The following is a 25480-nucleotide window of genomic DNA, read 5'->3' as shown; positions in this document are numbered from 1 at the left end:
GGGGCGCATGCCCCTGGGCCTCATGCCCCGGGTCTCACACCCTCGGCTGCGCGCTCGTCGCCAGGGCCCCGCACAGGGCCGTCACGCCGCCGGTCGCGTAGGGGTCCGTGCCGGCCGGGCCGCCTGTCTTCGCGGTCTGGCCGGCCAGCAGCGGCCGCAGATGGTTCGCGGAGTCCTCGGCGCAGGAGAGCGGCCCTGCCTGGACGTAGGACACGATCAGCTGGAGCTGGTGGGTGCGCAGGTCCTCGCGGTCGAAGCGGAACTGCAGCTCACGGCGGACGGTGAACAGGGAGGCCGGGGCGTCGGCGGCGGCGCCGGCGGGTCGCAGCGCGTACACGAGGGTGTGGTCCGCGGTGACCTCGAGGGTCGAGGAGTCGGCCTCGGCGGCCTGCAAGGTGCCCTGGACTCGGACCTCTCGGTCGGCCAGCTGAGCCAGGGCGGGATCGAAGCGGACCAGCCAGCCGGTCGGCCCGTGCCGGCCGTCGGAGGCAGGATGGCTGAAGCTCTCGTCGAACTGGTCGAGCTGGTCGGCGTCGATCAGCGCCCGCACGGGCCGCACCTGCTGCCCGGTGAGCACCTCCGGATAGAGGGAGGAGTGCACGATGTACTCCTTGGCCGTGGTCAGCGCCGCCACGACCTGGCTGTCGGAGAAGTGCGCGGTGCGCCGCGAGGCGGGCAGCGGGACGCCCTCCGCGCCGATGCGGAACTGTGCGGCGGGGCTGTGCGCGAAGAGCGATTCGGCGGCCGCCGCCCCGGGCACGGCGCCCTGCGGGGAGAGCGGGATGACGGTCATCCGCAGCGGTTCGGCGGTGCGGCGGGCCGCCTGGGTCTGGTAGGGGCTGCGCAGTCCCATATAGACGGCGGTGCCGAAGGCGATGGCCATGAGGAGTACCAGGGCCAGGGCCTGCCGGGACAGGCCGCCTCGCCGCCGCGCGGGGCGGCGGCGGACGGCGGGGGCATGGTCGGCCAGGCGTTCGTGCGCGGAGTACTCCTGAATGCGGGCAGCGCGGATGAACGATTCGTCGAAGACGACGGATCGGTACTCGTCCTCACCTCCGGAAGTGCCCTCGGGTGTCCCCTCCGGTGGGTCTCCAGGGCCGGCCATACTTTCAGAGTAGGTCGCGCGGACCTCGGGTAAACGCCTCGCTGTACGCCAAGTTCTGACAGGGGCTCACCGGTTTCGCGCCCACGCGCGTACGGCTCGTACGGCTTTGCGTCGCACTGACGTTCAGGGTGTGCGTGGGACCGCCGAGACGGGTGGCCGGGACTGGTCGGCGGAGGCGGAGGGCGGGGGCACGCTCCCCTGTTCGAGTCCGGTCGTGGCGGGCGCCGGCACCTGGTCACGGCCGCCCGAGGAGGTGCCCCGATAGACCGCGGCGAACGCCAGCGCGACCATGCCGACGCCCATGACCAGGGCGAGCATCCAGGCCACGGGGCGGTGCCAGCGGCTCTGTCTGCCGTACGGCCCGTGGGCGCCGTAGCCACGCTCCCAGCCTTCGGCGAGCTCGGCGTCGTCCGGGTCGTCGATGTCCGGATCATGGCCGAAATCGTCCGCGCCGTAGACGTCCTCGTAGCGGTCGCCTCTGGCGCGGGCTCTGCGGGCCTCTGCCTCCGAGGCCTCGGCTCTCGCCTCGGCTGCGGCGAGGAGGCGTTCGACGGCGGTCGGCTCGTGCACCACGGCCGCCTGCACGAAGGCCTCGTCGAAGACCACGGAGGCGAACTCTTCGTCCGACACCCCGCGGTCGTGGTCGTCGTCGGGCTCCCAGCCGTCAGGGAACGGCGTACCCCCCACGTCCTCCGGCACATGTCCAGAGTAGACCTGGAGGGTCGTTTTGGGCAGGCGGAAGGGAAATTCATGAGCCGGATGAGACGCCTCTCACGGCGGCCTGCGCGCGATGGCGCACTCGGCCGTTCGTGCGTTCCCCGGCGGCCGGGTCAGCGCCGTACGTGTCCGTCGCCCGTGACGATGTACTTCGTGCTGGTCAGCTCCGGCAGGCCCATGGGACCGCGGGCGTGCAGCTTCTGGGTGGAGATGCCGATCTCGGCGCCGAAGCCGAACTGGCCCCCGTCGGTGAAGCGGGTCGAGGCGTTGACGGCCACCGTGGTGGAGTCGACCAGCTGGGTGAATCGGCGGGCCGCCTGCTGCGACGTGGTGACGATGGCCTCGGTGTGACCGGAGGTCCACAGCCGGATGTGCTCGACGGCCCGGTCCAGCGAGTCGACCACGGCGGCGGCGATGTCGTAGGAGAGGTACTCGGTCTCCCAGTCCTCCGGGGTCGCCTCGACGACGGTCGCCTTGGAGTCCTCGGCGTAGGCCAGCACGCGCTCGTCGGCGTGCACGGTCACGCCCGCCTCCGCGAGGGCGTCGAGGGCGCGGGGCAGGAACTCGGGGGCGATGTCCTGGTGGACGAGGAGGGTCTCGGCGGCGTTGCAGACGCTGACCCGGTGGGCCTTGGAGTTGATCAGGATGTCGATCGCCATGTCGAGGTCGGCGTGGGCGTCGACGTAGACGTGGCAGTTGCCGGTGCCGGTCTCGATGACCGGGACGGTGGACTCCGTGACCACGGTCTGGATGAGCGAGGCGCCGCCGCGCGGGATGAGGACGTCGACCAGTCCACGGGCGCGCATCAGCTCGCGGACGCTGTCGCGGCCCTCACCGGGCACCAGCTGCACGGCGTCGGCGGGCAGCCCGGCCCCGCCCACCGCGTCACGGATCACCCGGACGAGGGCGTTGTTCGACTCGTAGGCGGAGGAGGATCCGCGCAGCAGGACCGCGTTGCCCGACTTCAGGCAGAGCGCGGCGGCGTCCACGGTGACGTTCGGACGGGCTTCGTAGATGATGCCGACGACGCCGAGCGGGACCCGCACCTGGCGCAGGTCGATGCCGTTGGGCAGGGTCGACCCGCGGACGACCTCGCCGACCGGGTCGGGCAGCGCGACGACGTCCCGCACGTCGGAGGCGATGGCACGGACCCGCTCCGGGGTGAGGGTCAGCCGGTCGACGATGGCTTCGCTGGTGCCGGCCTCGCGGGCCTTGGCGATGTCCACGGCGTTGGCCTCGACGATCTCGCTCGTACGGACCTCCAGTGCGTCCGCGATGGCGAGCAGCGCGTCGTCCTTGGCGGCCCGGGGCAGCGGCGCGAGGTCGGCGGCGGCGGCCTTGGCACGGTAGGCGGCCCGGGTGACCGGGGACATGGAGTCGTACGGCGAGAGCGTGGTCATAAGGGAAGGGTAGTGCGCCGCACCGGCCCGTTCACCGCGCGTTCCACACCCCGAGATTCCCCGGGGAGACCGAGAATCCCCGCGGGACTTCCCGGGGCGCGGCGGCGAGGGACGTCAGTAGGGGTGGACCCCCACCGGCGTCGCCGGGGCCGGGCCATAGCCCTCGGCGATGCGCTGGTGGTAGGTCTGGCGGTCGATGACCTCGAGGCCGACGATCTCCCAGGGCGGCAGGCCGGCCGTCTGGCGGTGCTCGCCCCACAGGCGCAGGGCGACGGCGGCCGCGTCATGCAGGTCGCGGGCCTCCTCCCAGTACCGGATCTCGGCGTGATCGCCCGCGTATCTGCTGGTCAGGAGAAACGGATGATCGTGGGCGAGCTGTTCCAGAGCCCGCCGGACCTCCTGCACCGGGGCCTCCTCGCCGGAGACGCTGAGGGTGACGTGCCACAGCCGGGCGACCTCCACGGGCTGCCCGCCCTTCGACTCGGCGACCTCCTGCGCCCGGTAGCGCTCACCGGCGGCCACGCTGGTCAGGGCGCGCTCCTCGCCGGGTGTGCGCGGCGCCGCCGAACCGACCCCGCCGGTACTCCCACGAGCCGCTGCCACCCCAGGGCGCACTCGTCTCACGACGGCCTCCTTTACGCAGCGCTCGTGCGGATGTCCCGCGTTTCACCGCGGTCGCCCGCGGCCGTGTCCCTGAGACAAAGTTGAGCAGGCCGCACGCCTTCGTGGGGCGGTTTCACGGAACGTCCCCCACCGGTACGGATCGTTCGAGCGTGTTTACGGGTGGAGAATCACCAGGTCGTCGCGGTGGACGACCTCGCGCTCGTACTCCGCTCCCAGTTCGCGTGCCAGGTCCCGGGTCGACCGCCCGATCAGCTGGGGGATCTCCTTGGCGTCGAAGTTGACGAGACCGCGGGCCACCGCACGCCCCCGGGTGTCCCGCAGCTCGACGGGGTCGCCCGCGCTGAACTCGCCCTCGACGGACGCGATCCCGGCCGGCAGCAACGACGTGCGCCGCTCGACGACCGCGCGCACCGCGCCGTCGTCCAGGGTCAGGGAGCCCTGCGGGGTGGAGGCGTGCTGAAGCCACAGCAGCCGGTCGGCAGAGCGCTTGCCGGTCGGACGGAAGTAGGTGCCGGTGTCCCCGCCGACCAGGGCGTCCGCCGCGTGAACGGCGCTGGTGAGCACCACGGGGATGCCGGCGGCGGCCGCGATCCGGGCGGCCTCGACCTTGGTGACCATGCCGCCGGTGCCGACGCCCGCCTTGCCGGCGCTGCCGATCTCGACGTGCGCGAGGTCGCCGGGCCCGCGCACCTCGGCGATCCGCGAGGTGCCCGGTGTGCTGGGGTCGCCGTCGTAGACCCCGTCGACGTCCGACAGCAGGACCAGCAGGTCGGCGTGGACGAGGTGGGCGACGAGGGCGGCGAGCCGGTCGTTGTCGCCGAAGCGGATCTCGTCGGTGGCGATGGTGTCGTTCTCGTTGACGATCGGGAAGGCGCCCATCGCGAGCAGCTTGTCGAGGGTGCGGGAGGCGTTGCGGTGGTGGGCGCGGCGGCTCATGTCGTCGCTGGTCAGCAGCACTTGGCCGACACGGACGCCGTAGCGGGCGAACGAGGCGGTGTAGCGGGCGACGAGCAGGCCCTGGCCGACGCTGGCGGCGGCCTGCTGCCGGGCGAGGTCCTTGGGGCGGCGGCGCAGTCCCAGTGGGGCGAGCCCGGCGGCGATGGCCCCGGACGAGACGAGGACGACTTCCCTCTCTCCCCCGCTGCGGCTCTTGGCGAGGACGTCGACGAGCGCGTCGACCCGGTCGGCGTCGAGGCCGCCCGAGGCGGTGGTCAGCGACGACGAGCCGACCTTGACGACGATCCTGCGGGCCTCGCCCACGGCCTGCCTTGCCCCTGCCACCTTGTTCTTCGCCCCTTGCGTAGGTCCACGGCTGCGCTGCCCGGCAATCTACGCGAACGGGGCCCGGGACCGCTCCGGGGTTTCATCTCGCGGACAGCGCGGCGAAGCAGCGGCGAGCACACAACGTCACCGTTTGCTCACCATTTGCATACGGCAAAAAGGTTGTGTCGGTTCCTCGTCGAATTTGAAGAGAACACAAATTTATTTTCAAGTTTGGGTCACCTACAGTTCGCGGTGTGAAGCGCATACTCCTCCGGTCGGGGAAGAGCCCCTTCGACGTCGTCCCCGTCGAGGAAGCCCTCCACCGCGACGTCATGGCCACCAACTCCGGCAACCTGATCTTCAGTGACGCAGCGCACAAGATCCTCATGGCCCCGGACACCGAGGTCGTCTCGAACGGCATGCGGTCCGACGCGAACGCGGCGGCGCGGATCAACGAGGAGTACGACGCCTTCGTCGTCCCCCTGGCCAACGCCTTCCGGCCGACCTTCGAGCAGCCTCTGCAGCGGCTGACCCGGCTCATCGGGAAGCTGAGGATCCCGGTCGTGGTGCTGGGCGTCGGCGCGCAGACCGGGGTGACCTACGAGGCCGAGCGGCTGAAGCCCATCGAGGCCTCGGTGCGTGCCTTCTGCGCGGCGGTCCTGGACCGCAGCGCCACGATCGGCGTGCGGGGCGAGTTCACCGAGCGGTACCTCGACGACATGGGCTTCCGGGACGTCGAGGTCATCGGCTGCCCGTCGATGTTCCTGCACGGCGACCGGCTGCCGGTGGAGAAGCGGACGGCGGCGCTCACCGCGGAGTCGCGGATCGCCGTCAACGGCTCGCACGCCGCGGTGCGCGGGGGCGGTCTGCACCGGATCATCACCCGGGCGAACGAGCGTTATCCGAACCTGCTCTACATAGGCCAGAACCTCACCGACGCCCGTCAGCTGTACTGGCGGGACACGGACTCCGTGGGCGGCAGGGTCACCGAGATGCCCACCCACCCGGACCACCCGATGTACCGGGAGGGCAAGGCGCGGGTCTACATCGACCCGGTCACCTGGCTGGACGACCTGCGCACGTTCGACTACTCGTTCGGCTCACGCATCCACGGCAACATCGCGGCGCTGCTGGCCGGCACGCCCGCGACCGTGCTCGCCTTCGACTCGCGGACGCTGGAGCTGTGCCGCTACTTCGAGATACCGCACCGGCTGCTCAGCGAGACGCCCGCGGACCTCGACCCGGCCGACCTCTACGAGGAGGCCGACTTCAGCGGGCTCACCGGGAACCACAAGGAGCGGTTCGACCGGTTCACGGCGTTCCTGGACAAGAACGGGCTGCAGAACACCTTCACCCACGGCGACGGCGGCCGGGCCTTCGACAAGAGGCTGCGCTCGCTGTCCTTCCCGGCGGGCGTGCGTCCCTGGAACGACGCCGACCTCGCCTCGCTGACCACCCGGTTCGGCTGGCTCCAGCAGCGGATCAGCGAACTGGACTCCACCAACGCCCAGTTGAAGCGAGACCTGGCCAAGAGCCGGTCCGGCGCGCGGGGCGCGGCCAGGGCCGCCGCGGTCATCCCGGCCCCCTCGATCTACCGGCGGGCGAGACGCGTGGTGGGCGGTCCCCTGCGTCGCGCCCTCAAGCCGGGCAAGTAGCCCGGCCCCCGCTCCCCCGGCGGACGACGCTCCGGCTCAGGCCGCCGCGGTGCCGCCCGGCCTCATCGGGGGCCGGCGGAGTCTGCTCAGCCGCCTGCGGACCTTGCGGGCGAAGCCGCGCAGGAACGTCTCGGTGGCGTCCTTGCGCCAGCCCGGGTAGTCCGCGGCCTCGCGGGGCTCTGCGAGGTAGATCCGGTCGGGCAGACCGGTCTCGCGCGAGCCGTAGTGCGGATAGGCCAGGTAGAGCTGCGTGTTGCGCTTCTTCAGGACCGGCGTCGGCGCGCTCTTGGCCTTGATGAACTCGAGGACGTCCACGAGCAGGTCGGGGCGCTGCCGGGCCACCAGTTCCAGGCGCAGCCGCTCGTGGACCTTGAGCCGCTGGGCGACGCCCTCGTTCCAGTAGGCGTCCATCAGGGGCTGGGCCAGCTCCATCTTGGTGCGCCGGATCTCCTCGTCGTTCCTGAGGAAGACGGGCCCGAACTGCGGCAGCACGGTGACGAGGAACGGGCGGACCATGAGCACGTCCCGCTTGGCCCCCGGCGGGAGCAGCCGCGCCAGCAGGCCCATCAGGGCGCGCGCGGAGTCGAAGCGCAGGGTGTAACTCCCGCTCTTCGTCACATGCTTGCCGTCGCTGCGGCCCACCAGGTAGTAGCAGGTGTAGTCGGCGACCACGGAGACGCCGTCGGCCCGCAGATAGGCCTCCATGGTGAACAGCGCGTCCTCGCCGGTCCACAGGGACTCGTCGAACCGTATGTCGTGGCGCTGCAGGAACTCCCGGCGGAAGAGCTTCTGCGCGCTGAGGGTGAACTTGATGTTGGAGGAGAAGACGTCCGTGCGCTCGAGCGTCTTGGCCCACATCGACTTCGGGGGGTTGCGGTTGATGCCCTCGACGCGCCCGAGGACCACGTCCGTGCCGTTGCGGTCGGCCATGGCGACCATGCGCTCCAGGGCCTCGGCGCCGAGCCGGTCGTCCGCGTCGAGGAAGAAGACGTAACGCCCGGTCGCCTTGGCGAGGCCGACGTTGCGCGGGCCGCTGGGGCCACCGGAGTTCTCCTGCCGGATCACGGTGACGGCCATGGGAGCGCGGGCGGCGAACTCCTCCAGGCACTCCCCCGTGCCGTCGCGCGAGCCGTCGTCTATGGCTATGACCTCGATGCGGCCGGGCGCCAGGGTCTGCGCCTCGACCGAGGCAAGGCACTCGACCAGGTACGGCATCGCCTCGTACGCCCCGATGACCACCGTGACGTCAGGCTGCGCAACGGTCACTTTTCCCTCTCACCACCACTACGTTCCGACAAGACTGCTTTGGATACCCGATAGACGACGAACGACCGGGGCGGGTTGCTCGGACTTCGACACGTGTTCCACATCACAGGATGCACGACGAGCCGGACCCCCGGAGAGAAGTCTCCGGGGGTCCGGCTCGTCGTGCATCGCGGCGGCACCGCGGTCGGGCGCCCTCAGGCGGTCGCGACTCCGTCGGGCAGCGCCGCTCCGTTGTCCGGCGCGGCCCCCACCGAGGCCTCCGCCGCCGCTGCCCCGAGGGCCTGCTGGCTGACGTTGCGCGCCTCGGCCTTCAGGGCCAGACGGGTGACGGCGGCGTCGAACTGCTGCAGTGAGGTCGGCTCGTCCGGACCGAGCAGGTACTCCTTGAGCTCCTTGCGGTCCTTGGCCAGCGGATCGGCGGCCGGGTCGCGCACCGCGTCGAGCAGCTGGTCCAGCTCGGCCGCGTCGTTGCCGAGGATGACGGCCGCGCGCACCGCGGTGTTCTGCCGCCGGAACTCCTCCGCCCCCAGCTCCGCGGAGTCCGTGACCGCGTACGGCTTGCCGCTCGCGAGGAAGTCGGAGACCACGCTGGAGATGTCGGAGACCATCGCCGCGGAGGCGTTGAAGCAGTCGAACAGCTGGGGCGCCGCGCCCGTGATCACCCGGTGCTCGAAGGACGGGAAGGAACGCCAGTAGGCGGCGTCCCAGTCGGCGCGCAGCCGCGCGGCCTCCTCGTGCTTACGGACGTCGACGATGCCGTCGCGACTCGTCACGGCCTCGTCCGCACGCGCGTCGAAGGCGAGCGCGAGACCGTCCAGCCGGGCCTTGAGGCGGGAGAGCTCGGTCTTGGCCCTGGCCTGCGCCGCGGGGTCCGCGGTGAAGCGGGGGTCGGCGGCGCGCTCTGCCGCGCCCTTCTTGATCAGGGCCGTGATCCTCCGGTGCGCGGCCGCCGCCTTGGCGCTGCGGGTGCCGGTGAAGGGGTGCGGCTTGTACAGGACGCGGACCGGGGGCTCGGCCGCGATCAGCTTCTTCACGATGTTCTCGCCGGCCAGCAGCAGCGAGGTGTTGCCCGGGTTGTCGTCCCAGCCCTCCCAGGTGGGCGCGTACAGCACGGTGGGAACGTCGCCCTCGGGGGCGACCGCCCGGATCGGGGCCAGTTGCGGACGGCCGACCTCGACGATGTCCTCGTCGCGGATGCCGACGTCGGCGATGGCGTAACGGTCGCGGCCCGCGCGGCCGGCGGTCCACACCTCGTCGTAGACCTTGCTGAACGGGTTGACGCTGGCCGCCTTGTCGCTGTCGCCGTGGCCGATGAAGACGTGCTTCATCGTCGGCACGCGCAGCAGGTGGATGTTCTTGCCGACGTTCGCGCAGTACAACGCGACCCGCACCATGGACAGGTCCATGTTCATCAGGTGCACCCCCCCGGGCACGCAGACGACAGGGACCGACGTGGGCGCCATCTTCTCCAGGATGACGCGTTCACGCAGGATGACCAGGGGCCGGGACTCCATCTGCTCCATGGTCTCCAGCCACATGTTGACCTGGTAGGCGGAGTCGTCGGAGCCGGAGAAGTACAGCACCGTCTCGGGGCGGTACTCGCGCAGCCAGGCGCTCAGCGTGCCCAGGACCTTGTCGGCCTTCGGCGGGAGCCGCCTCGCCCGCAGGTGCGGCACCAGCAACAGGACGTACAGCGTGCCCAGGACCAGGGTGACGCCGATGCCGACGAAGCCCGCGCGCTGCGAGTCGGTGACCGCGCTGACGAGCAGGCCCACGACGGCGGCGAGGTCGAGGTGGAGCATCTTCACCGTGGCGTTGCCGAGCAGCAGACGCGGCGGGGCGTCCGGGATGCGCAGCCGGGAGGCCAGGTCGACGTTCCTGGTCGCGACCGGCATCTGACGGCGCTTGTCGATCAGGGCGACCAGCGCACTGTGCGGAGCCTGGAGCCCGAAGAACACCGTGAAGCACGCGATCGCCGCGTAGAACACCTGGTCCTCGGAGAGGCCGAGCCTCGCCAGAAGCAGGATCAGCAGCAGCTCACGGACCAGGAAGCGGGTGGCCATACCGGCCCGCACCTTGACCAGCAGGCTGATGAGGCGACTGTTCTTGTGGTGGAGATAGAGGTCCGCCAGGTACGTCACGGCGGCCGCGGCGGCGAAGGCGGGGGCGCTCGGGACGAGCGCGGCCGCCATGAGACCGGGATAGCCCAGCATCATGAGGACCGCCGCGGCCAGCTCGGCCGCGCTGCCCACCCGGGCGACGCGAATAGCAGTGGATATCACGGAGAAACCTGCTCTGGGAGGGGGCCGGTCAGAAGTGCCAAAAAGTCCGGAAAATCCTTTGTGAAGATTTCGGAAGCCTTACGGATACAGGCCTCTGTGAATTCTCCGTAAACAGGGATCCACAGAGGCCTGAAAAATCAATGACTAATTGTGCTTGATTATGCCACGCCGTTCTGCCGATCGAGCACCTCGGCAAGCGCCTGCTCGAAGTCGGAAGCCTTGCCCGCGGCTGCCGTCGGGTCCTGCTGACGGACGTCGACGACATGCCCGGTGAGCTCGGAAAGCAGCACGTCGAGGGAGGTACGGGCGACGGCTTCGGAGGAGAGCAGGGAGCCCGTCGGTTCCTGTCCGAAGGCCTTCGTGCGCATGGGCGTGGCGGTTCGTTCCGGGTTCACGCAGTTCACTCGAATGCCGTCACCGGCCCACTCGTCGGACAGCGCCTGGGTGAGGTTCACCATGGCGGCCTTGGTCGAGGAGTAGAGGCTGTACTCGGCCCGCCCGCGGGTGTAGCTGCTGGAGGTGTAGAGCAGCAACTGCCCCTTGGTCTCGGCGAGGTACTTGTAAGCCGATCGGGCGATCTGCACAGGTGCCAGGTAGTTGACCTTCAGCGCTTCCTCGATGGTCGCGTTGTCGGTCTCGGCGAGCTTTCCGATGCGCAGCACACCGGCCGTGTTGACGACGTAGTCGATGCGCCCGGTCTCGCTGTAGGCCTTGGACAGCGCGTCGTCGACCTCCTCCGGGTTCTCCACGTGGGTGCCGGTGGTGGAGCGGCCGAGGGCGTAGACCTTGGCGCCGTACGACTCGGCGAGTTCGGCGATGTCCTTGCCGATGCCGTACGAGCCGCCGAAGACGACCAGGGTCCGGCCGGTGAGCAGCTCGCGGTAGACCTCTTCGCCGTTCTGCTCCGGGGTGGCCGAGGAGGCCAGCTGGAAGAGCTTGTCGGCGATGAAGACGTCGACGGGCTGGGTCACCTTCATGTTGTACTCGTCGCCCGCGACGACGTGGATCGGCACGTCCGGCAGGTAGCGCAGCACGACGGTGCAGTCGTCCGTGGCCTGGAAGTTGGGGTCGCCCGCCGCCACTTCGTAGGCGCGGCGGATGGTGGACAGCTTGAACGCCTGCGGGGTCTGCCCGCGACGCAGCCGGGAGCGGTCCGGGATCTCGGTGATGAACTCGCCGTCCTCGCCGTGCGTGCGCGTGACGATGATGGTGTCCGCGGACGGGATCGCGACGTCGACGGCCTGGTAGCGCTCCAGCGCGGTGACGCAGTCGTCGATGACGCGCCGCGAGAGCAGGGGGCGGACGGCGTCGTGGAAGAGGACGTTGACGTCCTCGTCGTCGGCCAGCCCCTCGCCCAGGGCGGCGATGGCGCGTTCGGTCGTCTCGTTGCGCGTGGAGCCGCCCTCGATGATCGCCCGGACCTTCTTGAACCCGGCCTTGGAGACGATCTTCTCGACGTCGGGCACATAGCCCGGCGCCATCAGCACGATGATCTCGTCGATCGAGTCCGCCTTCTCGAAGGTGGCCAGCGTGTGCTCGATGACTGCCTTGCCGGCGATCTTCAGCAGCTGCTTGGGAATCGACAGACCCACGCGCTGACCGGTGCCACCGGCCAGGATCACTGCGGTGGTACGGGGCTTGGCTATGTGCTGAGACACAGAGGACCTACCTTGGGGCGACAGGGACGGGAAAATGGTCCCACTTGCGGTTACCTCGATGCAAGGTGAGCGCCGTTCGCTGCAAATGTGCACGCAACCTGGCATTCACCTTCCGTCACTGACGATTGGCGATACGGCGACGCTCCTTCCCGGGATGCTCCCAGGAAATCCTGTGAGTAACTCCACAACGAGTGAGCATTGCCCTGAGTGACGAGAGCGGCGCTGACGGCAGTGTGACTCTAACGGTTCCCGGCGGGTGTCCGCGCCGCCGTGATCGCCGTCCGCCCGCACGCCCTCCCGGTGCGGGCTCGGGCCGAAGGACAGCACGACGACCGGAACGCCGGTCGACCGCACACCCGTGCCCGTGATCCACCCGGCGGGTCCGCGCCCTCGCGGCAGACGACTCCACCGCCCTGCCGGGCGCGCCGACATCTTCACGTTCCGTGAGGCGGGACTGCACGGCTTCTTCATATGCCGACCGTGCCGTTGCGCAAACGCCTGGAATAGAGATCGTCGGGAGAACATTTCCCGGAATTCACCGGCGCGGCTGCGCGGCATTTCATCTCGCGAGAGCAGGAGCGCGGGCGAGGGTGTGAGCGGGAGAACCATTCACCGTGCCGGAACGGTAAGAGAGTTCTCCGAGGGGACGATGGGAGCGGCCTGGGGCGTGCCGGGTCGGGCATCAGGCCCGGGCCGGGGCCGCGGTGACGGCACAAGAGGGCCCCGGAGGCGGGAAACCGCCTCCGGGGCCCTCTTGCGTCAGGCTCGAAGCCCTGGAACGGCTCGGGAAGCCCCGAGGAGGGCTCGAGGCTGCAGAGCGGGCCGAAGCCCTAGAACGGCTCGAAGCCCTCGAACTCCTGGGCCGCCTCGTCGCGTTCGGCCTGCTTGTCCCGGCGGCGCTGGGTCGCGGGACGCGGCTCCTCGAAGCGGTGGTCCTCACCCCGGCGGCCGAGCATCTCGGCGCCGGCCGTGACGGACGGCTCCCAGTCGAAGACGACCGCGTTGTCCTCGGGGCCGATGGCGACGCCGTCGCCGCCGCGGGCGCCCGCCTTCATCAACGCGGCCTCCACACCGAGGCGGTTGAGCCGGTCGGCGAGGTAGCCGACGGCCTCGTCGTTGTTGAAGTCGGTCTGCCGCACCCAGCGTTCGGGCTTCTCGCCCCGGACGCGGAACAGGCCGTCCTCCTCCAGCGAGACGGTGAAACCGGCGTCGTCCACGGCCTTGGGCCGGATGACGATGCGCGTGGCCTCTTCCTTGGGCTTGGCGGCGCGCGCCGCGCCCACCATCTCGGCGAGGGCGAACGACAGTTCCTTCAGGCCCATGTGGGCGACCGCGGACACCTCGAAGACGCGGTAGCCGCGCGCCTCGAGATCCGGGCGGACCATCTCGGCGAGGTCCTTGCCGTCCGGTACGTCGATCTTGTTCAGCACCACGAGGCGCGGCCGGTTGCCGAGTCCGCCGTACTGCTCGAGCTCCTCCTCGATGATGTCGAGGTCGGAGACCGGGTCGCGCTCGGACTCCAGGGTCGCGGTGTCCAGCACGTGCACGAGGACGCTGCAGCGCTCGACGTGGCGCAGGAACTCCAGGCCCAGCCCCTTGCCCTGGCTGGCGCCCGGGATGAGACCCGGCACGTCGGCGATGGTGTAGACGGTGGACCCGGCGGTCACCACGCCGAGGTTCGGGACGAGCGTGGTGAACGGGTAGTCGGCGATCTTCGGCTTGGCCGCGGACAACACGGAGATCAGCGACGACTTGCCGGCGCTCGGGTAGCCGACGAGGGCCACGTCCGCGACCGTCTTCAGCTCCAGGACGATGTCCTGGAAGTCGCCGGGCTCGCCGAGCAGCGCGAAGCCGGGCGCCTTGCGGCGCGCCGAGGCCAGTGCCGCGTTGCCGAGGCCGCCGCGGCCGCCCTGGGCGGCGATGTACGAGGTGCCGTGGCCGACCAGGTCCGCCAGCACGTTGCCGGCCTTGTCCTGGATCACCGTGCCGTCCGGGACCGGCAGGATCAGGTCCTGGCCGTCCTTGCCGGAGCGGTTGCCGCCCTCGCCGGGCTTGCCGTTGGTGGCGCTGCGGTGCGGCTTGTGGTGGTAGTCGAGGAGCGTGGTGACCGACTGGTCGACGACCAGGATCACATCGCCGCCGCGGCCGCCGTTGCCCCCGTCGGGGCCGCCGAGCGGCTTGAACTTCTCACGGTGGACGGAGGCACAGCCGTGGCCTCCGTTACCCGCGGCGACATGCAGTTCGACGCGGTCCACGAAGGTGGTCATGGTGGGTGCCTCCAGCACTGGCTACAAAACGAAACGTACGTATCTGTCTACTGCGTAACACGCGAAAGGCGGACCCGCCTTCCCGCACGGGAAGTGAGGTCCGCCTCGCGAAAGCTTCCGATCAGGCGACCGGAACGATGTTCACGACCTTGCGGCCACGGTGGGTGCCGAACTGCACCGAACCGGCCTCCAGGGCGAACAGCGTGTCGTCGCCGCCACGGCCGACGCCCGCACCGGGGTGGAAGTGCGTGCCGCGCTGGCGGACCAGGATCTCACCCGCGTTGACGACCTGACCGCCGAAGCGCTTCACGCCGAGCCGCTGGGCATTGGAGTCGCGACCGTTCCGGGTGGACGATGCGCCCTTCTTGTGTGCCATGTCTCCTCAGTCCCTTACTTCGCAGCCGCGGGGATCTCAGTGACCTTGATCGCCGTGTACTGCTGGCGGTGGCCCTGACGACGGCGGTAGCCGGTCTTGTTCTTGTAGCGAAGGATATCGATCTTCACACCCTTGTGGTGGTCCACGACCTCGGCCTGGACCTTGATGCCGGCCAGCACCCACGGGTCGCTGGTCACAGCGTCGCCGTCGACAACGAGCAGGGTCGAGAGCTCGACCGTGTCGCCAACCTTGGCAGTGGAAATCTTGTCAACCTCAACGATGTCGCCGACAGCAACCTTGTGCTGGCGACCACCGCTGCGCACGATGGCGTACACGCGGATCTCACTCTCTCGCTCTGGGACGGCATCCCCGCAGTCCAGCCGTCCGGGAACGAACACGGACGGCCTCTCCCGACCACCGAGGCAACCGGTACCCGGGAGGAAGAGGTTTACGGAGATGTGGCGCGTCAGTCGACACGCCGAGGGTCAAGGCTACGGGGCGCCCGTTCGGGGGTCAAACCGGGCCGGTCTTCCCGGAACGTCACCTCTGCTCGTCCTCGGCGCTCTGCTCCTCCGGGACACCGAACCCGGACGTGTCGAGCTCGAAGTCGAACGGAGCAGGGATCCGCACGGGCCGCCCGAAGGGAACGTTGGTCCGGGACCGGTACCCCTTGGGAGACGGGTCCCACATGACATTGATCTCGCCGACACGCATGTCGAGAAGCAGGTACACGGGCACGATCTGCCCGTACGTCGCCATCTTGTCGAGCCAGTCGACGTCCTTGGTGGAGTCAGAGGTCAGCTCGGCCGCGAGCGAAAGAGCGGCGCCGTCGGCATGCCGGCCTTCGACTTCGAAGGCGGTTTCGTCGGCGACGTGCAGGTCAGGCCCGTATCCCCGCTCGGACCCCGGAAAGGTGAAGAGAAAGGGGGCCACATCCACGTCATGCCCCTCCGGAGCATGCTGTTCCAGCTGAAGCCTGAGCGCCTTCATGACCTTCTTGTAACGCAGCTTCGACCACGGTGACACGACGATCTTCCCCCGGATGAGCTCGGCCTTGTAGCCGGCAGGCGTGTCCAGCCCCTCGACGATCCCGAGCATGTCCTCGAAGGACCCGCTCGGAGGGGTGTCTATGGCCCGGGGACGCTCGCTCATGACGGTCACCACGATCCTCCACTGATTACAGAGCGTGTCACCCGCACCACGATAGCCCCGGGCAGTGACAGCCGCTCTCGCCTCGAGCGTTCCCGGCGGGCCTCACCCCACGGGGCTTCCCACGCCCATTTGAGGGCACAGCACCCGAGGGAACACCGTCTCGTTCCCCTGAGCTGATCTACGGGTCTGTGGAAGTCCGCTGACGGGCTGGGTCGCCGTCAGCGTTGCTGTCAGTCGCCGTCAGCGTTGCTGTCAGATGGCATCTACTGCCGCGTGAGTCCTGCCGGGTCGATCGCGATGGGGAACGGGGCGTCCAGGTGTGTGGTCGCGCCGGAGAGTGCAGTCGTCCGCTCCACGTACCGGCCGCCCTGCAGCTCGTAGACGGCGAGCATGGAGGCGGGGTCGAAGTCGAGTCGCCAGAAGTGCGGGATGGCTGCCTCGGCGTACAACATCGGCGTGACCTTACGGTCCATGGTGCTGTTGCCCGGGGAGACGAGTTCGACGACAAGCCGGACCGCTTCGATGTCGACGGTGACGGGGTCGTCGGCGGTCGCGCCGGCATCGGCCACAACCAAATCAGGAACGACCAGGCCCGACGGCAGGACGACATTGACGCCCTCCAAGATCTCCACTGGTGCGCCGACGGCCCGGGCGGCCGCGTCCAAGGCGACGTGGAGGCGGAAGGAGGCCCGCTGATGGCGCACTCCAGGAGCGGGGGACATTACGAGGGACTCCCCCAGCAGCTCGTAGCGGGTGGTGCGGTCTTCGGGCAGGGCGAGGACGTCGGCGACGGTCCAGGGCCCTGTGTGGTCGATGCCAACGCTCATTCCCTTTCACCTCCTCGTCCGCCCGGCAGCCGCGGTGTGACTCCGACAGGCGGCACACGGCCAGCATACGGACGCTCCCACCTGCCGACACCAGGTCTCGCTGGCACGAGCCAGACCCCGAACGTGCGTGCCATGAAGCCCTCTGCCGGAACGGCGTCGGCAAGGCTCACTCATGGCTGACCTAGACAGCCGAGTGCTGGCGTGTCCGGAGATCCTGCGGTCGACCGGCCGGGCCCTAGCCGCCTACGTCCGACAGCACCGTCAGTACGTACCTGACGCACTGACTGAACGGCGTTGCCGTGCACCAGGTGCGGGAGAACACCCACACCCGCTACGCCGCCTACGTCCGCCTTCATCTCAACCCCGGCCTCGGGGCCAAGAAGCTCTCCCGACACCGACCGGCGCTCCTGCTGCGCCATCGGCCAGTGCTGCAACAAGCAGCTCTCCCCGCTGACCGTGACCTACGTCCACTCGGTCCTCAAGTCCGCCCTGGAACACGCCGTCCGCGAAGACGACCTTCCTCGTAACGTCGCCCGAAATGTCAAGATACCGGCACCCCTCCCCCGGCGCTTCAAGCCGTTCACCGCGAGCGAGGCCCGGCAGTTCCTCCACGCAGCCAGCAGCGAACGGCTCCACGCCCTATACGAACTCGCCCTGAGCACCGGACTCCGCAAGGGCGAACTCCTCGGGCTGCACTGGGACGACCTCGACCTCAGCACAGGAACCGCCACCATCCACCGTTCCCTCCAGCGCACCCGCACCGGCGGCCTGACCGTCCTGCACACCAAGACCCGCGCATCCGAACGTCGCATCGTCCTCCCCATCGAATGCGTCAACTCGCTGAAGACTCACCGGGAACAGCAGGAGGAAGTACGCCGGGCCGCGGGGACGGGCTGGTCGGACAACGGCCTCGTGTTCACCACCCCCACCGGCGGTCCTCTCGAACCTGCCAACCTCACCCGCAGCTTCAGCCGACTCCTCAACCGCGCAGAACTGCGTCGCATCCGGTTTCACGACCTCCGCCACTCGACCGCCACCCTGCTTCTGGAACAGGGCGCCGACCTCGTGGTGATCAAGGAACTCCTCGGCCACGCCCACATCGGCGTTACCGCCGGCGTCTAAGCTCATGTCCGACTCCGCCTCCAGCGCCACGCCATCGGCATCCTCGGCAACGCACTCAGCCCCACCGGCAACGACCCCGGCGACCCACCCGCCGCAGCCCTCGTCCGCTGACGTTGCCGTCAGTGTTGCCGTCAAATAGCCGGGGGCCTCACCAGAATCGATCCGGTGAGGCCCCTCTGTGGTCGCTGAAGCGCTGACAGGCAGGAACTCGCCCATCCGTCTCAGCTATTCGATCCTGGCACGTATGAGAGCGTCAGTGGCCCTGCGTAGAGCTGCCTTCAGTTTCTCTCGCTCGTCGCGCACCTGGTCGACCTTCTTGCCGGACGCCTGGTAGGCGGTCTCAAACGCGACCCACGCCTCGTAGGTCTCAAGCAATGCCTCAGAAGAGGCCCGGCCTCGCTCAAACTGTTGACGAAATCCCAGGGGTGGCTCGTGATTTCCAATCCACAGTTCGAGCCGGGCATGTTCGGCCATATACTGCGCGGCGAGTTCGACCACGTCATTACCGACGATGTTACTGCCGATCACCTGCACACCAAGGTTGAGTTCAGGCGATGCCGTCGGGGTGCAAAGCTGCTCAGGCACTTCGCTGGACGGCTGCGGACCTCTCAGCCAATCCCAGTCGCCTGCCATCACAACCTCCTTCGTTCAAAGCTCGTTTCCAGGAGCCAGCTTGCGATTTCCATCGATCTCGAGACCGGCATTTCATACCCCCCAACCTTGAGGATCTTTGCACAGAACGTCACGCAATTATTTGCGTCGCGGTTATGCGGTCCCAGATTGTTGTCATCCAGGAAATAGTCCTGCGCCTGCTGCGCTCGCCTTGCATTCGACAGAGGCACTCGAATGACGTCAGTGCCGGGAGAATGAGAAGTACTCCGCAGGCCAACGATGGAGTCCTCTCCCACTTGCGAACCCGCCTCAGTGTGAATCGTTCTGCCGTTATGCGTCACCGCGATCGATGCGTGACCCTGTTCCATGTCCAGGTAAACATCCGCGTAGCCCGCGTCTCCACAGTTATGAACCAGGACCGGTGTCGCCCCCGCCAGCACATAGTACGTATGCACGTCGCTGACAGTGAGGTCATGCGTCCGCTGGCGTTTGTCGAAGGCGCGGACGTCCGTGAGGTCGACCGACTCGCCCTGCACCGTGTGCAGGCGCATGCCCGGCTTGAGGTCGCCGGCCTCGATCCACGCCTTCTCGGAGTCCACCCAGAAGGGGTGGGTTGTGGTGGAGACCAGGGCTTCCGGCTTACCGGACTTGCCCTTGATCGTCAGGTCGACGAAGTGCTTGTCGTCCTCGGTGACGATCGTGCCGACGACCTCGCGAACGGTCGTCGCGCCCGACTTCGGGTCGGTTGCCTTGATCTTGTCGCCGAGCTTGACCTTTTCGATCGGCTTCGTCTTGCCATTGGCCAGCAGGACTTTGGTGCCGGGCAGGAAGCTGTGGGGTACCTCGCAGGAGCCCTTGTTCCTCCTGAGGGCCGCTGCCGCCTTCTTCCTCGCCTCTGCCAGTTTCTCCGTCGCCTTGGCCAGGCCCAGCCTCGCATTGCCCAGCGCCTTGTTGGCCTTGAAAAGGCCCTTCACGCCGCCGATCAGGTCCTCGACGAGGCCTGCCACGCGTTTGACGAGTCTGAGGCCCTTGGCCCATTTCCACGGGGCTCCGTACTTCGCGAGGATCTTGCCCGCGAGGCCTCCCGCGAAGCTGCCCGCAATGTTGAGCAGGGTTTCCCCGCATGCTCCGACGTCGCCGCTGGAGACGCAGTCCAGGGCCGCGTCCACACCCAGGATGTCCCGGGCGATCTTGACCAGCGCCTTGCCGGCGGACTGGATGCGCTTCTTGGCCGCGGACTGCTCGTTCTGCGCGGCCGACAGGTTCCTGTCAGCCTGATCCTGCTCCTGCGTCGCTTGGTTGACGGCGTTATCCGCGACAGGTCGGCCGCCACTGCACCTGACCACGCCGTCCAGGCACTCCTGGAGGATCAGCCCGCTGGGGTCGGCGTTCGTGACCGGCGAGTTGTTGGCGTAGGCGTAACCGTTGATCTGCTGGGGCTGGGTGTAGTCGATGATCGGGTCGACCGATATGAACTTGCCGATCTCGGCGTCGTACTCGCGCGCGCCGAGGTGGGTCAGGCCGGTCGAGGCATCGATCGTGCCGCCGACGTAGCCTCGCTCTCCCGGCCAGGGGCCGAACTTCTCGCCCCGCTCGACGCCGTAGGGGTCGAAGCGCCGCTGGGAGATCGCCCCGGTGGCAGAGTCGATCGCCAACTCGCCCGTTCCGTGGTGGTCGGCGGCCACGAAGGACAGCTTCGCGGCTGTGCGGACCGCGACGGTCTGGCCCGCGAACTCGTAGTAGCGGGTGGCCGACTTCTTGGTGCCGTCGGCCGACAGCTTCAGCTCGGTGCCCGGCAGGTAGAGGGTCGTGCCGGAGGGGTCCTTGCGTGCGAGACGGTTGCCGCCCGCGTCGTACACGTAGCTGGTCTTCGAACCGTTGGCCTCGGTGACCTCGTTGACCTTGCCGGAGTCGGTCCAGGTCAAGGACTGGGGGTTGCCGCCGATGGTGCGCTTGGTGGTGTTGCCGGAGTCGTCGTACTCGTACGCCGACTGCTTGTCCCCGGTGGGGGTCTTCTCCGTGATTTTGGTGACCTGGTGCGGACCGTCGCCCACGGTGCCCGCGCCGCCGTACTCGTAGGTGCGGGTGATGTCGTTCGCCGCGTTCCGACCGGTGTCGTGGTTGGTCTCCGAGACGCGGTTGCCGATGGCGTCCGTCTCGTAGGACTTCCAGTACGGGGCCGGGCCACCGAGCGCGCCCGAGCCGGCTGCGGTGTCACAGGCGGTGGGGCCGGTGCCGTCCAACGGTGTGGTGGAGCCCCGGGTCCCGGAGCCCGCCGCGGTCGTCGCGACGGCCGAGGGGGTCCAGGCGTTCTGCAGGCGCCGGCGGCCGTCGTAGGCGAAGCACTGCACGTCCGGGGAGGCGGCGTTCGCCGTGTCCGCGATGGACAGGATGTTGCCCGCCTGGTCGTAGGAGTACCGCGCGTCCCTTGCCGGAGCGGCCACGCCCAGGACGTCGACCACCGAACGGGTCAACCGGTCGGTGCCCTTCTCGTAGAAGAAGGTCTGCTGGACCTTCTTGCCCCCTGAGGACAGTTCCAGTTGCTGGAGCCGGCTTTCCTTGGAGTAGACGGTGTTGGTGACGTACGGGTTGGCGCTGCCCGTCATCGCGACCGGGCGCTGCAGGGCGTCGTACGTGTAGGCCAGGCTCTCCGCAGGCAGGTCACCGACGGCCGGCATGCCCGTGGTCCGAACGGTTCCGTCCGCGTTGTACGTGGTCGTGAAGGCGTACAGGCCGGCCAGTGAGCCCTGCGAGGCAGGCACCTGGTAGGCGGTCTTGAGCGGACGGTAGAACGCGTCCATCGACTGGATGATCGTCGCGAAGTACTCGGTGGGCGAGACGTAGCTGAGGAAGCCGTAGGCCTGGCCCAACCAGCCCGCTTTGTCGTACCGGGTCTCGCTCAGCTGGGTGCCGGTTCCGGCGTCGCCCTGCCATGTCGTCAGTACGCGCCCGAGCTTGTCGTAGACCGTGGAGGTCTTCTTGCCACGGCCGTCGTAGGCCGCGATCGGGCGATCCAGTTCGTCGTACTCGGTGCGCGAGATCCCCGCGTCGGGGTCGACCGACTTCGTCTTGCGGCCCAGCTGGTCGTACTCGTAGCGCCATACGTTGTTCTTGGCGTCGGTGACCGTCTCCAGCAGACCGGCCGTGTTGTACGTGTACCTCGTCGAGTCGTAGGGCACTCCGACACCCGGCGAGGCGCCCTGGTAGTGGCGGATCTCGGAGACGTTGCCCTGGCCGTCCGTGACGGTCGTCGTGGGGACCCCGCCGACCGGCGGGTCGACGTGCGTCAGCTCACCGTCGTACGCGGATGTGGTCCGCCACTGCTCGGCGCCCGAAACGGCGAGGATCTCGGCGGTCGTCCGTCCCAGGCCGTCGTACTCCATCAGGCTCTGCGAGCCGACCTGGCCGTCGCTCACGAGGAGCAACTCGTCGGAGGCCGCGCCGTCCGCGTTGTACGTCGCGTTGGTCTTCCGGAGGTTGCCGGTGGGACCGTACCAGGTGTCGGCGACCATGCGGGTGCCGTCCGGGCCCTCGGTCTGGATCTGCCGGGCCCTGAGCAAGCTGTCGTACAGCTGGTACTCGGCGCCGTAGGAACCGTCGTTCTCGATCTTCTCCGTCTTGATCGCGGTGACCTTGTCCTTGCGGACGTTGTACGAACGGCTGGGTTCCCCCCTGAACGAACTCCCTGCTTTTGAACTCGGACGAACCCCGCCCCGTCACCCCGCCGCAGGCCCCGTATGCTCGCCGGACCAAGCCGCACACCGGAAGGCAGCAGAAGTGAACTACAGGGTCCAGCCGAGCGCGCAGGTCGACGAGCGTGCCGAGATCGGCGCCGGCAGCAGTGTCTGGGACCTCGCGCAGATCCGCGAGGGCGCGCGCCTCGGTGAGGGTTGCGTGGTCGGCCGCGGCGCTTACGTCGGCTCGGGTGTGCGGATGGGCGACAACTGCAAGCTGCAGAACTACGCGCTCGTCTACGAGCCCGCGGAGCTCGGCGACGGTGTCTTCATCGGCCCGGCCGTGGTCCTCACCAACGACCACAACCCCCGCTCCGTGGACCCCGACGGCAAGCAGAAGCGCGGCGGCGACTGGGAGGCCGTCGGTGTGAAGATCGCCGACGGCGCGTCGATCGGGGCCCGCGCCGTGTGCGTGGCGCCGATCACCATCGGCCGCTGGGCGATGATCGCCGCCGGCGCGGTCGTCACCAAGGACGTCCCGGACTTCGGCCTGGTCGTCGGCGTTCCCGCGCGGCAGGTCGGCTGGGTCGGCCGGGCCGGCGTCAAGCTGGTCGAGCGCGCGGGCGAGGCGGACGTCTGGGAGTGCCCGCAGACCGGCGAGCTGTACGACGAGCAGGACGGCGTCCTCTCCGAGCGCGTCTGAGGTTCCACGCCTTACAGAGCCCGAGGGCGGCCGGTGCGCAGCCGGCCGCCCTTCCTGTTCCCGTCCGGGCCCTGACCGGCGTCGGGTCAGGCCTCGGACGCCGCGGCGCGCTTGCGGGACTCCTTGTCCAGGCGCTCGCGCAGCCAGCGCTGGGCCGGCTTCTCGACGAACCGGTGGACCAGCCACGCCAGCACGATCAGCGACACCGTGGTGATGGCCAGCGTGGCCCACGCCCCGACGTGCCCGTACAGGGTGCGGATCATCGCCCAGCCCAGCTCCTCGTGGAGCAGGTACAGCGGGTAGACCAGGGCGCCCGCCGTGGACAGCCACTTCCAGCCGATCCGGTCGAGCTTGTGCAGGGCGACCGCGAGAACCAGCAGGTAGAAGACGGTGACCAGGGCGAGGGCGACGTACGGGGAACGGTCCATGCCCTTGTCGTGCCGCAGATGGTCCGCGTGCTGGACGAGGTCGCTCTGCATCACCAGCCAGCTCGCGCCCAGCAGCCCCCACAGCTTCAGGTCCGGACCGAACCGGTACATCAGGTACATCGCGATGCCGGACACGAACAGCGCGGTGTTGAGCGGCTGCGCGAAGATCCCGAGCAGCGGGAACTTCTCCTCCTGCACCAGGACGCTCGCGAGCAGCCACAGCCAGCAGAAGACCGAGACGCGGACGTAGTCGAGCCCCTTCCAGAGCACGACCAGGAAGATCAGGTAGAAGGTCAGCTCCACCCACAGCGTCCAGTAGGCGCCGACGAGGTGCCGGGCCGAGAGCGGCACCTGGAACATCGTGAGGTTGGTGAGCGAGTCGCTGACGCTCGGGGCCTTGCGGGCGCCGTCGGGCAGCGCCCGCCAGACGACGACGGCGACGACGACCGAGAACCAGTACGCGGGGAACAGCCGCAGGAACCGGGCCTGCACGAACTGGCCGGGAGTGCGGTTCCAGGCGGACAGGCAGATGACGAATCCGCTGATGATGAAGAACAGCTGCACACCGTAGGAGCCGTACGAGGTGTACGGGAAGATCGACGGGAACAGCGCCTTGGGGTTGACGCCCCAGTTCGCCTTGGTCGCCGCGTCCACGCCGGTGAAGTGGAATATCAGCACCGAGAGCGCCGCTATGACCCGCAGCGCGTCCAGTGCGTAGAGCCGATTGCCCCGGGATTGCCGTGGCGGCACGGTTCCGGCTGCGTCGGGCGCGTCCGGCAGGGCCGAGACCTTGACGTCGGTCTGGGACATTCGTCGTCCTCGCTGTGTGTCCGTACGGAGGGGGGACGGACCGCTCGGTTCTCCGCGTCTGCCCCCTTGCGGAGCCCCGCTGCCTCGCCTTCGGCGCGCCCGGCTCCCGCCCGGCGAGCATACGGGAGACACAGAGCCGGCACAGGGGCAACCCCGGGGAGACGGCCGCCCGAAACCGGCCACGGGAACGCCCCCGCGCACGTCCACGGCCCCGGCCACAGGGACCGGGGCCGTGGACGACGGCGGGCTGTGTCAGCCTCCGATGACGACCCTGCGCACGCCCTCCCAGGCCTGCGGGTCGGTGGTGCGACGCCCGTCCACCAGGACCGTGACGTCCGGCAGGTCCGCCGGGGTCAGGCTGCGGTACTCGGCGTGGTCGGCCTGCAGGATCGCCGCGGTGACCTTCTCGCCCGCGTGCGGGGTGAGGCCGTGCGCGACGAGCTCCTCGCTCGTGTACATCGGGTCCGAGACGAACGGGACCGCGCCGCGCGCCTTCAGGGCCGCGACGGTCGGGAAGACGCCCGAGAAGGCCGTCTCCTTCACGCCGCCGCGGTAGGCGGCGCCCAGCACCAGCACGTTCACGCCGTTCAGGTCACCGTAGGCGGCCGCCAGCAGGTCCACCGCGTAGTCCGGCATCGCCGCGTTCGCCTCACGGGCGGAGCGCACGACGGTGGCGGCCGGGTCGTTCCACAGGTACATCCGCGGGTAGATCGGGATGCAGTGGCCGCCGACCGCGATGCCCGGCTGGTGGATGTGACTGTAGGGCTGCGAGTTGCAGGCCTCGATGACCTTCTTGACGTCGATGCCGTTGCTGTCGGCGAAGCGCGCGAACTGGTTCGCGAGGCCGATGTTGACGTCCCGGTAGGTCGTCTCGGCGAGCTTGGCCAGCTCGGAGGCCTCGGCGGTGCCCAGGTCCCACACGCCGTTCGGCTGCGGCAGGTCGGTGCGCTCGTCGAAGTCGAGGACCTGCTCGTAGAACTCCACGCCGCGGGCGCCGGACGCCTCGTCGATGCCGCCGACCAGCTTGGGGTAGCGGCGCAGGTCGGCGAAGACCCGGCCGGTCAGGACGCGCTCCGGGGAGAACACCAGGTGGAAGTCCTCGCCCGCGGTGAGGCCCGAGCCCTCCGCCAGCATCGGCGCCCAGCGGGTACGGGTGGTGCCGACCGGGAGGGTCGTCTCGTAGGAGACGAGCGTGCCGGGCTTGAGGCCTTGGGCTATCGCCTTGGTCGCCGCGTCCATCCAGCCGAAGTCCGGGACGCCCTCGGCGTCGACGAACAGCGGGACGACCACGACGACGGCCTCGGACTCGGCCACCGCGGAGGCGGTGTCCGTGGTCGCGCTCAGCAGACCGGCGTCGACCGCCTGCTTCAGCTTGACGTCCAGGTCGTGCTCACCGGGGAACGGCTCGACGCCGGCGTTGACCAGCTCGACGACCTTCTCGTTGACGTCCGCGCCGATGACCCGGTGGCCCTTGGCGGCGAACTGAACCGCCAGCGGGAGCCCGATCTTGCCGAGCGCTACTACACAGATGTTCATGGA

Annotated in this window: 19 protein-coding genes and 1 pseudogene; 3 read left to right on the top strand and 17 right to left on the bottom strand. The window is 69.1% G+C overall.

Annotation, left to right across the window (positions count from 1 at the left end; translation table 11 throughout):
- Positions 1 to 34: 34 nt before the first annotated feature.
- The 5 genes from OHS82_RS27830 to proB form a co-directional block, all read right to left on the bottom strand.
- Complete coding sequence (locus tag OHS82_RS27830; RefSeq protein ID WP_057574691.1) at positions 35 to 1105, bottom strand: SCO2583 family membrane protein; 1071 nt, start codon at positions 1103 to 1105, stop codon at positions 35 to 37.
- Between the two features lie 123 nt (positions 1106 to 1228).
- Entirely contained in the window at positions 1229 to 1804 is a 576-nt protein-coding gene (locus tag OHS82_RS27825; RefSeq protein WP_057574690.1) for an SCO2584 family spore wall biosynthesis protein, read from the bottom strand.
- A 131-nt stretch (positions 1805 to 1935) separates the two neighbouring features.
- Positions 1936 to 3222 carry a glutamate-5-semialdehyde dehydrogenase gene (locus OHS82_RS27820; protein WP_057574689.1) on the bottom strand — a complete coding sequence of 429 codons (1287 nt, stop codon included), beginning with the start codon at positions 3220 to 3222 and terminating at the stop codon, positions 1936 to 1938.
- Between the two features lie 114 nt (positions 3223 to 3336).
- The gene (locus OHS82_RS27815; RefSeq protein ID WP_328434751.1) at positions 3337 to 3846 is read right to left on the bottom strand and encodes a hypothetical protein; all 510 of its coding nucleotides are present in this window, start codon (positions 3844 to 3846) and stop codon (positions 3337 to 3339) included.
- A 153-nt stretch (positions 3847 to 3999) separates the two neighbouring features.
- Complete coding sequence (gene proB / locus OHS82_RS27810; RefSeq protein WP_328434750.1) at positions 4000 to 5127, bottom strand: glutamate 5-kinase; 1128 nt, start codon at positions 5125 to 5127, stop codon at positions 4000 to 4002.
- Positions 5128 to 5363: 236 nt separating this feature from the next.
- Here proB and OHS82_RS27805 point away from each other — a divergent pair, with 236 nt between their 5' ends.
- Complete coding sequence (locus OHS82_RS27805) at positions 5364 to 6764, top strand: polysaccharide pyruvyl transferase family protein (RefSeq protein ID WP_328434749.1); 1401 nt, start codon at positions 5364 to 5366, stop codon at positions 6762 to 6764.
- A gap of 36 nt (positions 6765 to 6800) precedes the next feature.
- Here OHS82_RS27805 and OHS82_RS27800 read toward each other — a convergent pair whose 3' ends face one another.
- The 8 genes from OHS82_RS27800 to OHS82_RS27765 all read right to left on the bottom strand — a co-directional run bounded on the left by OHS82_RS27800 (position 6801) and on the right by OHS82_RS27765 (position 16592).
- On the bottom strand, positions 6801 to 8030 hold the full coding sequence (locus tag OHS82_RS27800; protein WP_057574685.1) for a glycosyltransferase family 2 protein: 1230 nt from the start codon (positions 8028 to 8030) through the stop codon (positions 6801 to 6803).
- 194 nt (positions 8031 to 8224) lie between these two features.
- The gene (locus tag OHS82_RS27795) at positions 8225 to 10312 is read right to left on the bottom strand and encodes a hypothetical protein (protein ID WP_328434748.1); all 2088 of its coding nucleotides are present in this window, start codon (positions 10310 to 10312) and stop codon (positions 8225 to 8227) included.
- Positions 10313 to 10470: 158 nt separating this feature from the next.
- A complete protein-coding gene (locus OHS82_RS27790; RefSeq protein WP_057574683.1) occupies positions 10471 to 11970 on the bottom strand; it encodes a bifunctional cytidylyltransferase/SDR family oxidoreductase in 1500 nt (499 codons plus the stop codon).
- An 830-nt stretch (positions 11971 to 12800) separates the two neighbouring features.
- Positions 12801 to 14237 (bottom strand): GTPase ObgE, encoded by a 1437-nt coding sequence (gene obgE, locus OHS82_RS27785; protein WP_057574682.1) that lies wholly within the window; start codon positions 14235 to 14237, stop codon positions 12801 to 12803.
- Positions 14238 to 14358: 121 nt separating this feature from the next.
- On the bottom strand, positions 14359 to 14613 hold the full coding sequence (gene rpmA, locus OHS82_RS27780; protein WP_003990207.1) for a 50S ribosomal protein L27: 255 nt from the start codon (positions 14611 to 14613) through the stop codon (positions 14359 to 14361).
- A gap of 14 nt (positions 14614 to 14627) precedes the next feature.
- On the bottom strand, positions 14628 to 14948 hold the full coding sequence (gene rplU / locus OHS82_RS27775; protein ID WP_007381993.1) for a 50S ribosomal protein L21: 321 nt from the start codon (positions 14946 to 14948) through the stop codon (positions 14628 to 14630).
- Between the two features lie 205 nt (positions 14949 to 15153).
- Positions 15154 to 15711 (bottom strand): Uma2 family endonuclease, encoded by a 558-nt coding sequence (locus OHS82_RS27770; protein WP_328434747.1) that lies wholly within the window; start codon positions 15709 to 15711, stop codon positions 15154 to 15156.
- 317 nt (positions 15712 to 16028) lie between these two features.
- The gene (locus OHS82_RS27765) at positions 16029 to 16592 is read right to left on the bottom strand and encodes a Uma2 family endonuclease (RefSeq protein ID WP_328434746.1); all 564 of its coding nucleotides are present in this window, start codon (positions 16590 to 16592) and stop codon (positions 16029 to 16031) included.
- 245 nt (positions 16593 to 16837) lie between these two features.
- On the opposite strand from OHS82_RS27765, the pseudogene OHS82_RS27760 reads away from it, so the two are divergent.
- A pseudogene (locus tag OHS82_RS27760) lies at positions 16838 to 17825 on the top strand (tyrosine-type recombinase/integrase); the annotation flags it as partial.
- A 114-nt stretch (positions 17826 to 17939) separates the two neighbouring features.
- Here OHS82_RS27760 and OHS82_RS27755 read toward each other — a convergent pair.
- Positions 17940 to 18347 (bottom strand): hypothetical protein, encoded by a 408-nt coding sequence (locus tag OHS82_RS27755; RefSeq protein WP_328434745.1) that lies wholly within the window; start codon positions 18345 to 18347, stop codon positions 17940 to 17942.
- Positions 18347 to 21886: a polymorphic toxin-type HINT domain-containing protein gene (locus OHS82_RS27750; RefSeq protein ID WP_328434744.1), complete on the bottom strand. Its 3540-nt coding sequence runs from the start codon at positions 21884 to 21886 to the stop codon at positions 18347 to 18349. The genes OHS82_RS27755 and OHS82_RS27750 overlap by 1 nt, the downstream gene beginning before the upstream one ends.
- A gap of 217 nt (positions 21887 to 22103) precedes the next feature.
- On the opposite strand from OHS82_RS27750, the gene OHS82_RS27745 reads away from it, so the two are divergent.
- Positions 22104 to 22703, top strand: a complete 600-nt coding sequence (locus OHS82_RS27745) for an acyltransferase (protein WP_328434743.1) — start codon at positions 22104 to 22106, stop codon at positions 22701 to 22703.
- 86 nt (positions 22704 to 22789) lie between these two features.
- On the opposite strand, the gene OHS82_RS27740 is transcribed toward OHS82_RS27745, so the two are convergent.
- Together OHS82_RS27740 and OHS82_RS27735 are read right to left on the bottom strand one after the other, a co-directional pair.
- Positions 22790 to 23941: an acyltransferase family protein gene (locus tag OHS82_RS27740; protein ID WP_057574680.1), complete on the bottom strand. Its 1152-nt coding sequence runs from the start codon at positions 23939 to 23941 to the stop codon at positions 22790 to 22792.
- A gap of 252 nt (positions 23942 to 24193) precedes the next feature.
- Complete coding sequence (locus OHS82_RS27735; RefSeq protein ID WP_057574679.1) at positions 24194 to 25477, bottom strand: nucleotide sugar dehydrogenase; 1284 nt, start codon at positions 25475 to 25477, stop codon at positions 24194 to 24196.
- Between the last annotated feature and the right edge of the window lie 3 nt (positions 25478 to 25480).

Source organism: Streptomyces sp. NBC_00425 (genome assembly GCF_036030735.1).
Classification (GTDB): domain Bacteria; phylum Actinomycetota; class Actinomycetes; order Streptomycetales; family Streptomycetaceae; genus Streptomyces.
Note: the sequence above shows the minus strand (reverse complement) of the source record. Positions and strands in the feature narration are given on the sequence as shown.

Bases quoted from the DNA above. Each gene is read 5' to 3' on its own strand.
- OHS82_RS27830 (WP_057574691.1), bottom strand. From the start codon at position 1,105: ATGGCCGGCCCTGGAGACCCACCGGAGGGGACACCCGAGGGCACTTCC.
- OHS82_RS27820 (WP_057574689.1), bottom strand. From the start codon at position 3,222: ATGACCACGCTCTCGCCGTACGACTCCATGTCCCCGGTCACCCGGGCC.
- obgE (WP_057574682.1), bottom strand. From the start codon at position 14,237: ATGACCACCTTCGTGGACCGCGTCGAACTGCATGTCGCCGCGGGTAAC.
- rpmA (WP_003990207.1), bottom strand. From the start codon at position 14,613: ATGGCACACAAGAAGGGCGCATCGTCCACCCGGAACGGTCGCGACTCC.
- OHS82_RS27770 (WP_328434747.1), bottom strand. From the start codon at position 15,711: ATGCTCGGGATCGTCGAGGGGCTGGACACGCCTGCCGGCTACAAGGCC.
- OHS82_RS27765 (WP_328434746.1), bottom strand. From the start codon at position 16,592: ATGAGCGTTGGCATCGACCACACAGGGCCCTGGACCGTCGCCGACGTC.
- OHS82_RS27755 (WP_328434745.1), bottom strand. From the start codon at position 18,347: ATGGCAGGCGACTGGGATTGGCTGAGAGGTCCGCAGCCGTCCAGCGAA.
- OHS82_RS27740 (WP_057574680.1), bottom strand. From the start codon at position 23,941: ATGTCCCAGACCGACGTCAAGGTCTCGGCCCTGCCGGACGCGCCCGAC.
- OHS82_RS27735 (WP_057574679.1), bottom strand. From the start codon at position 25,477: ATGAACATCTGTGTAGTAGCGCTCGGCAAGATCGGGCTCCCGCTGGCG.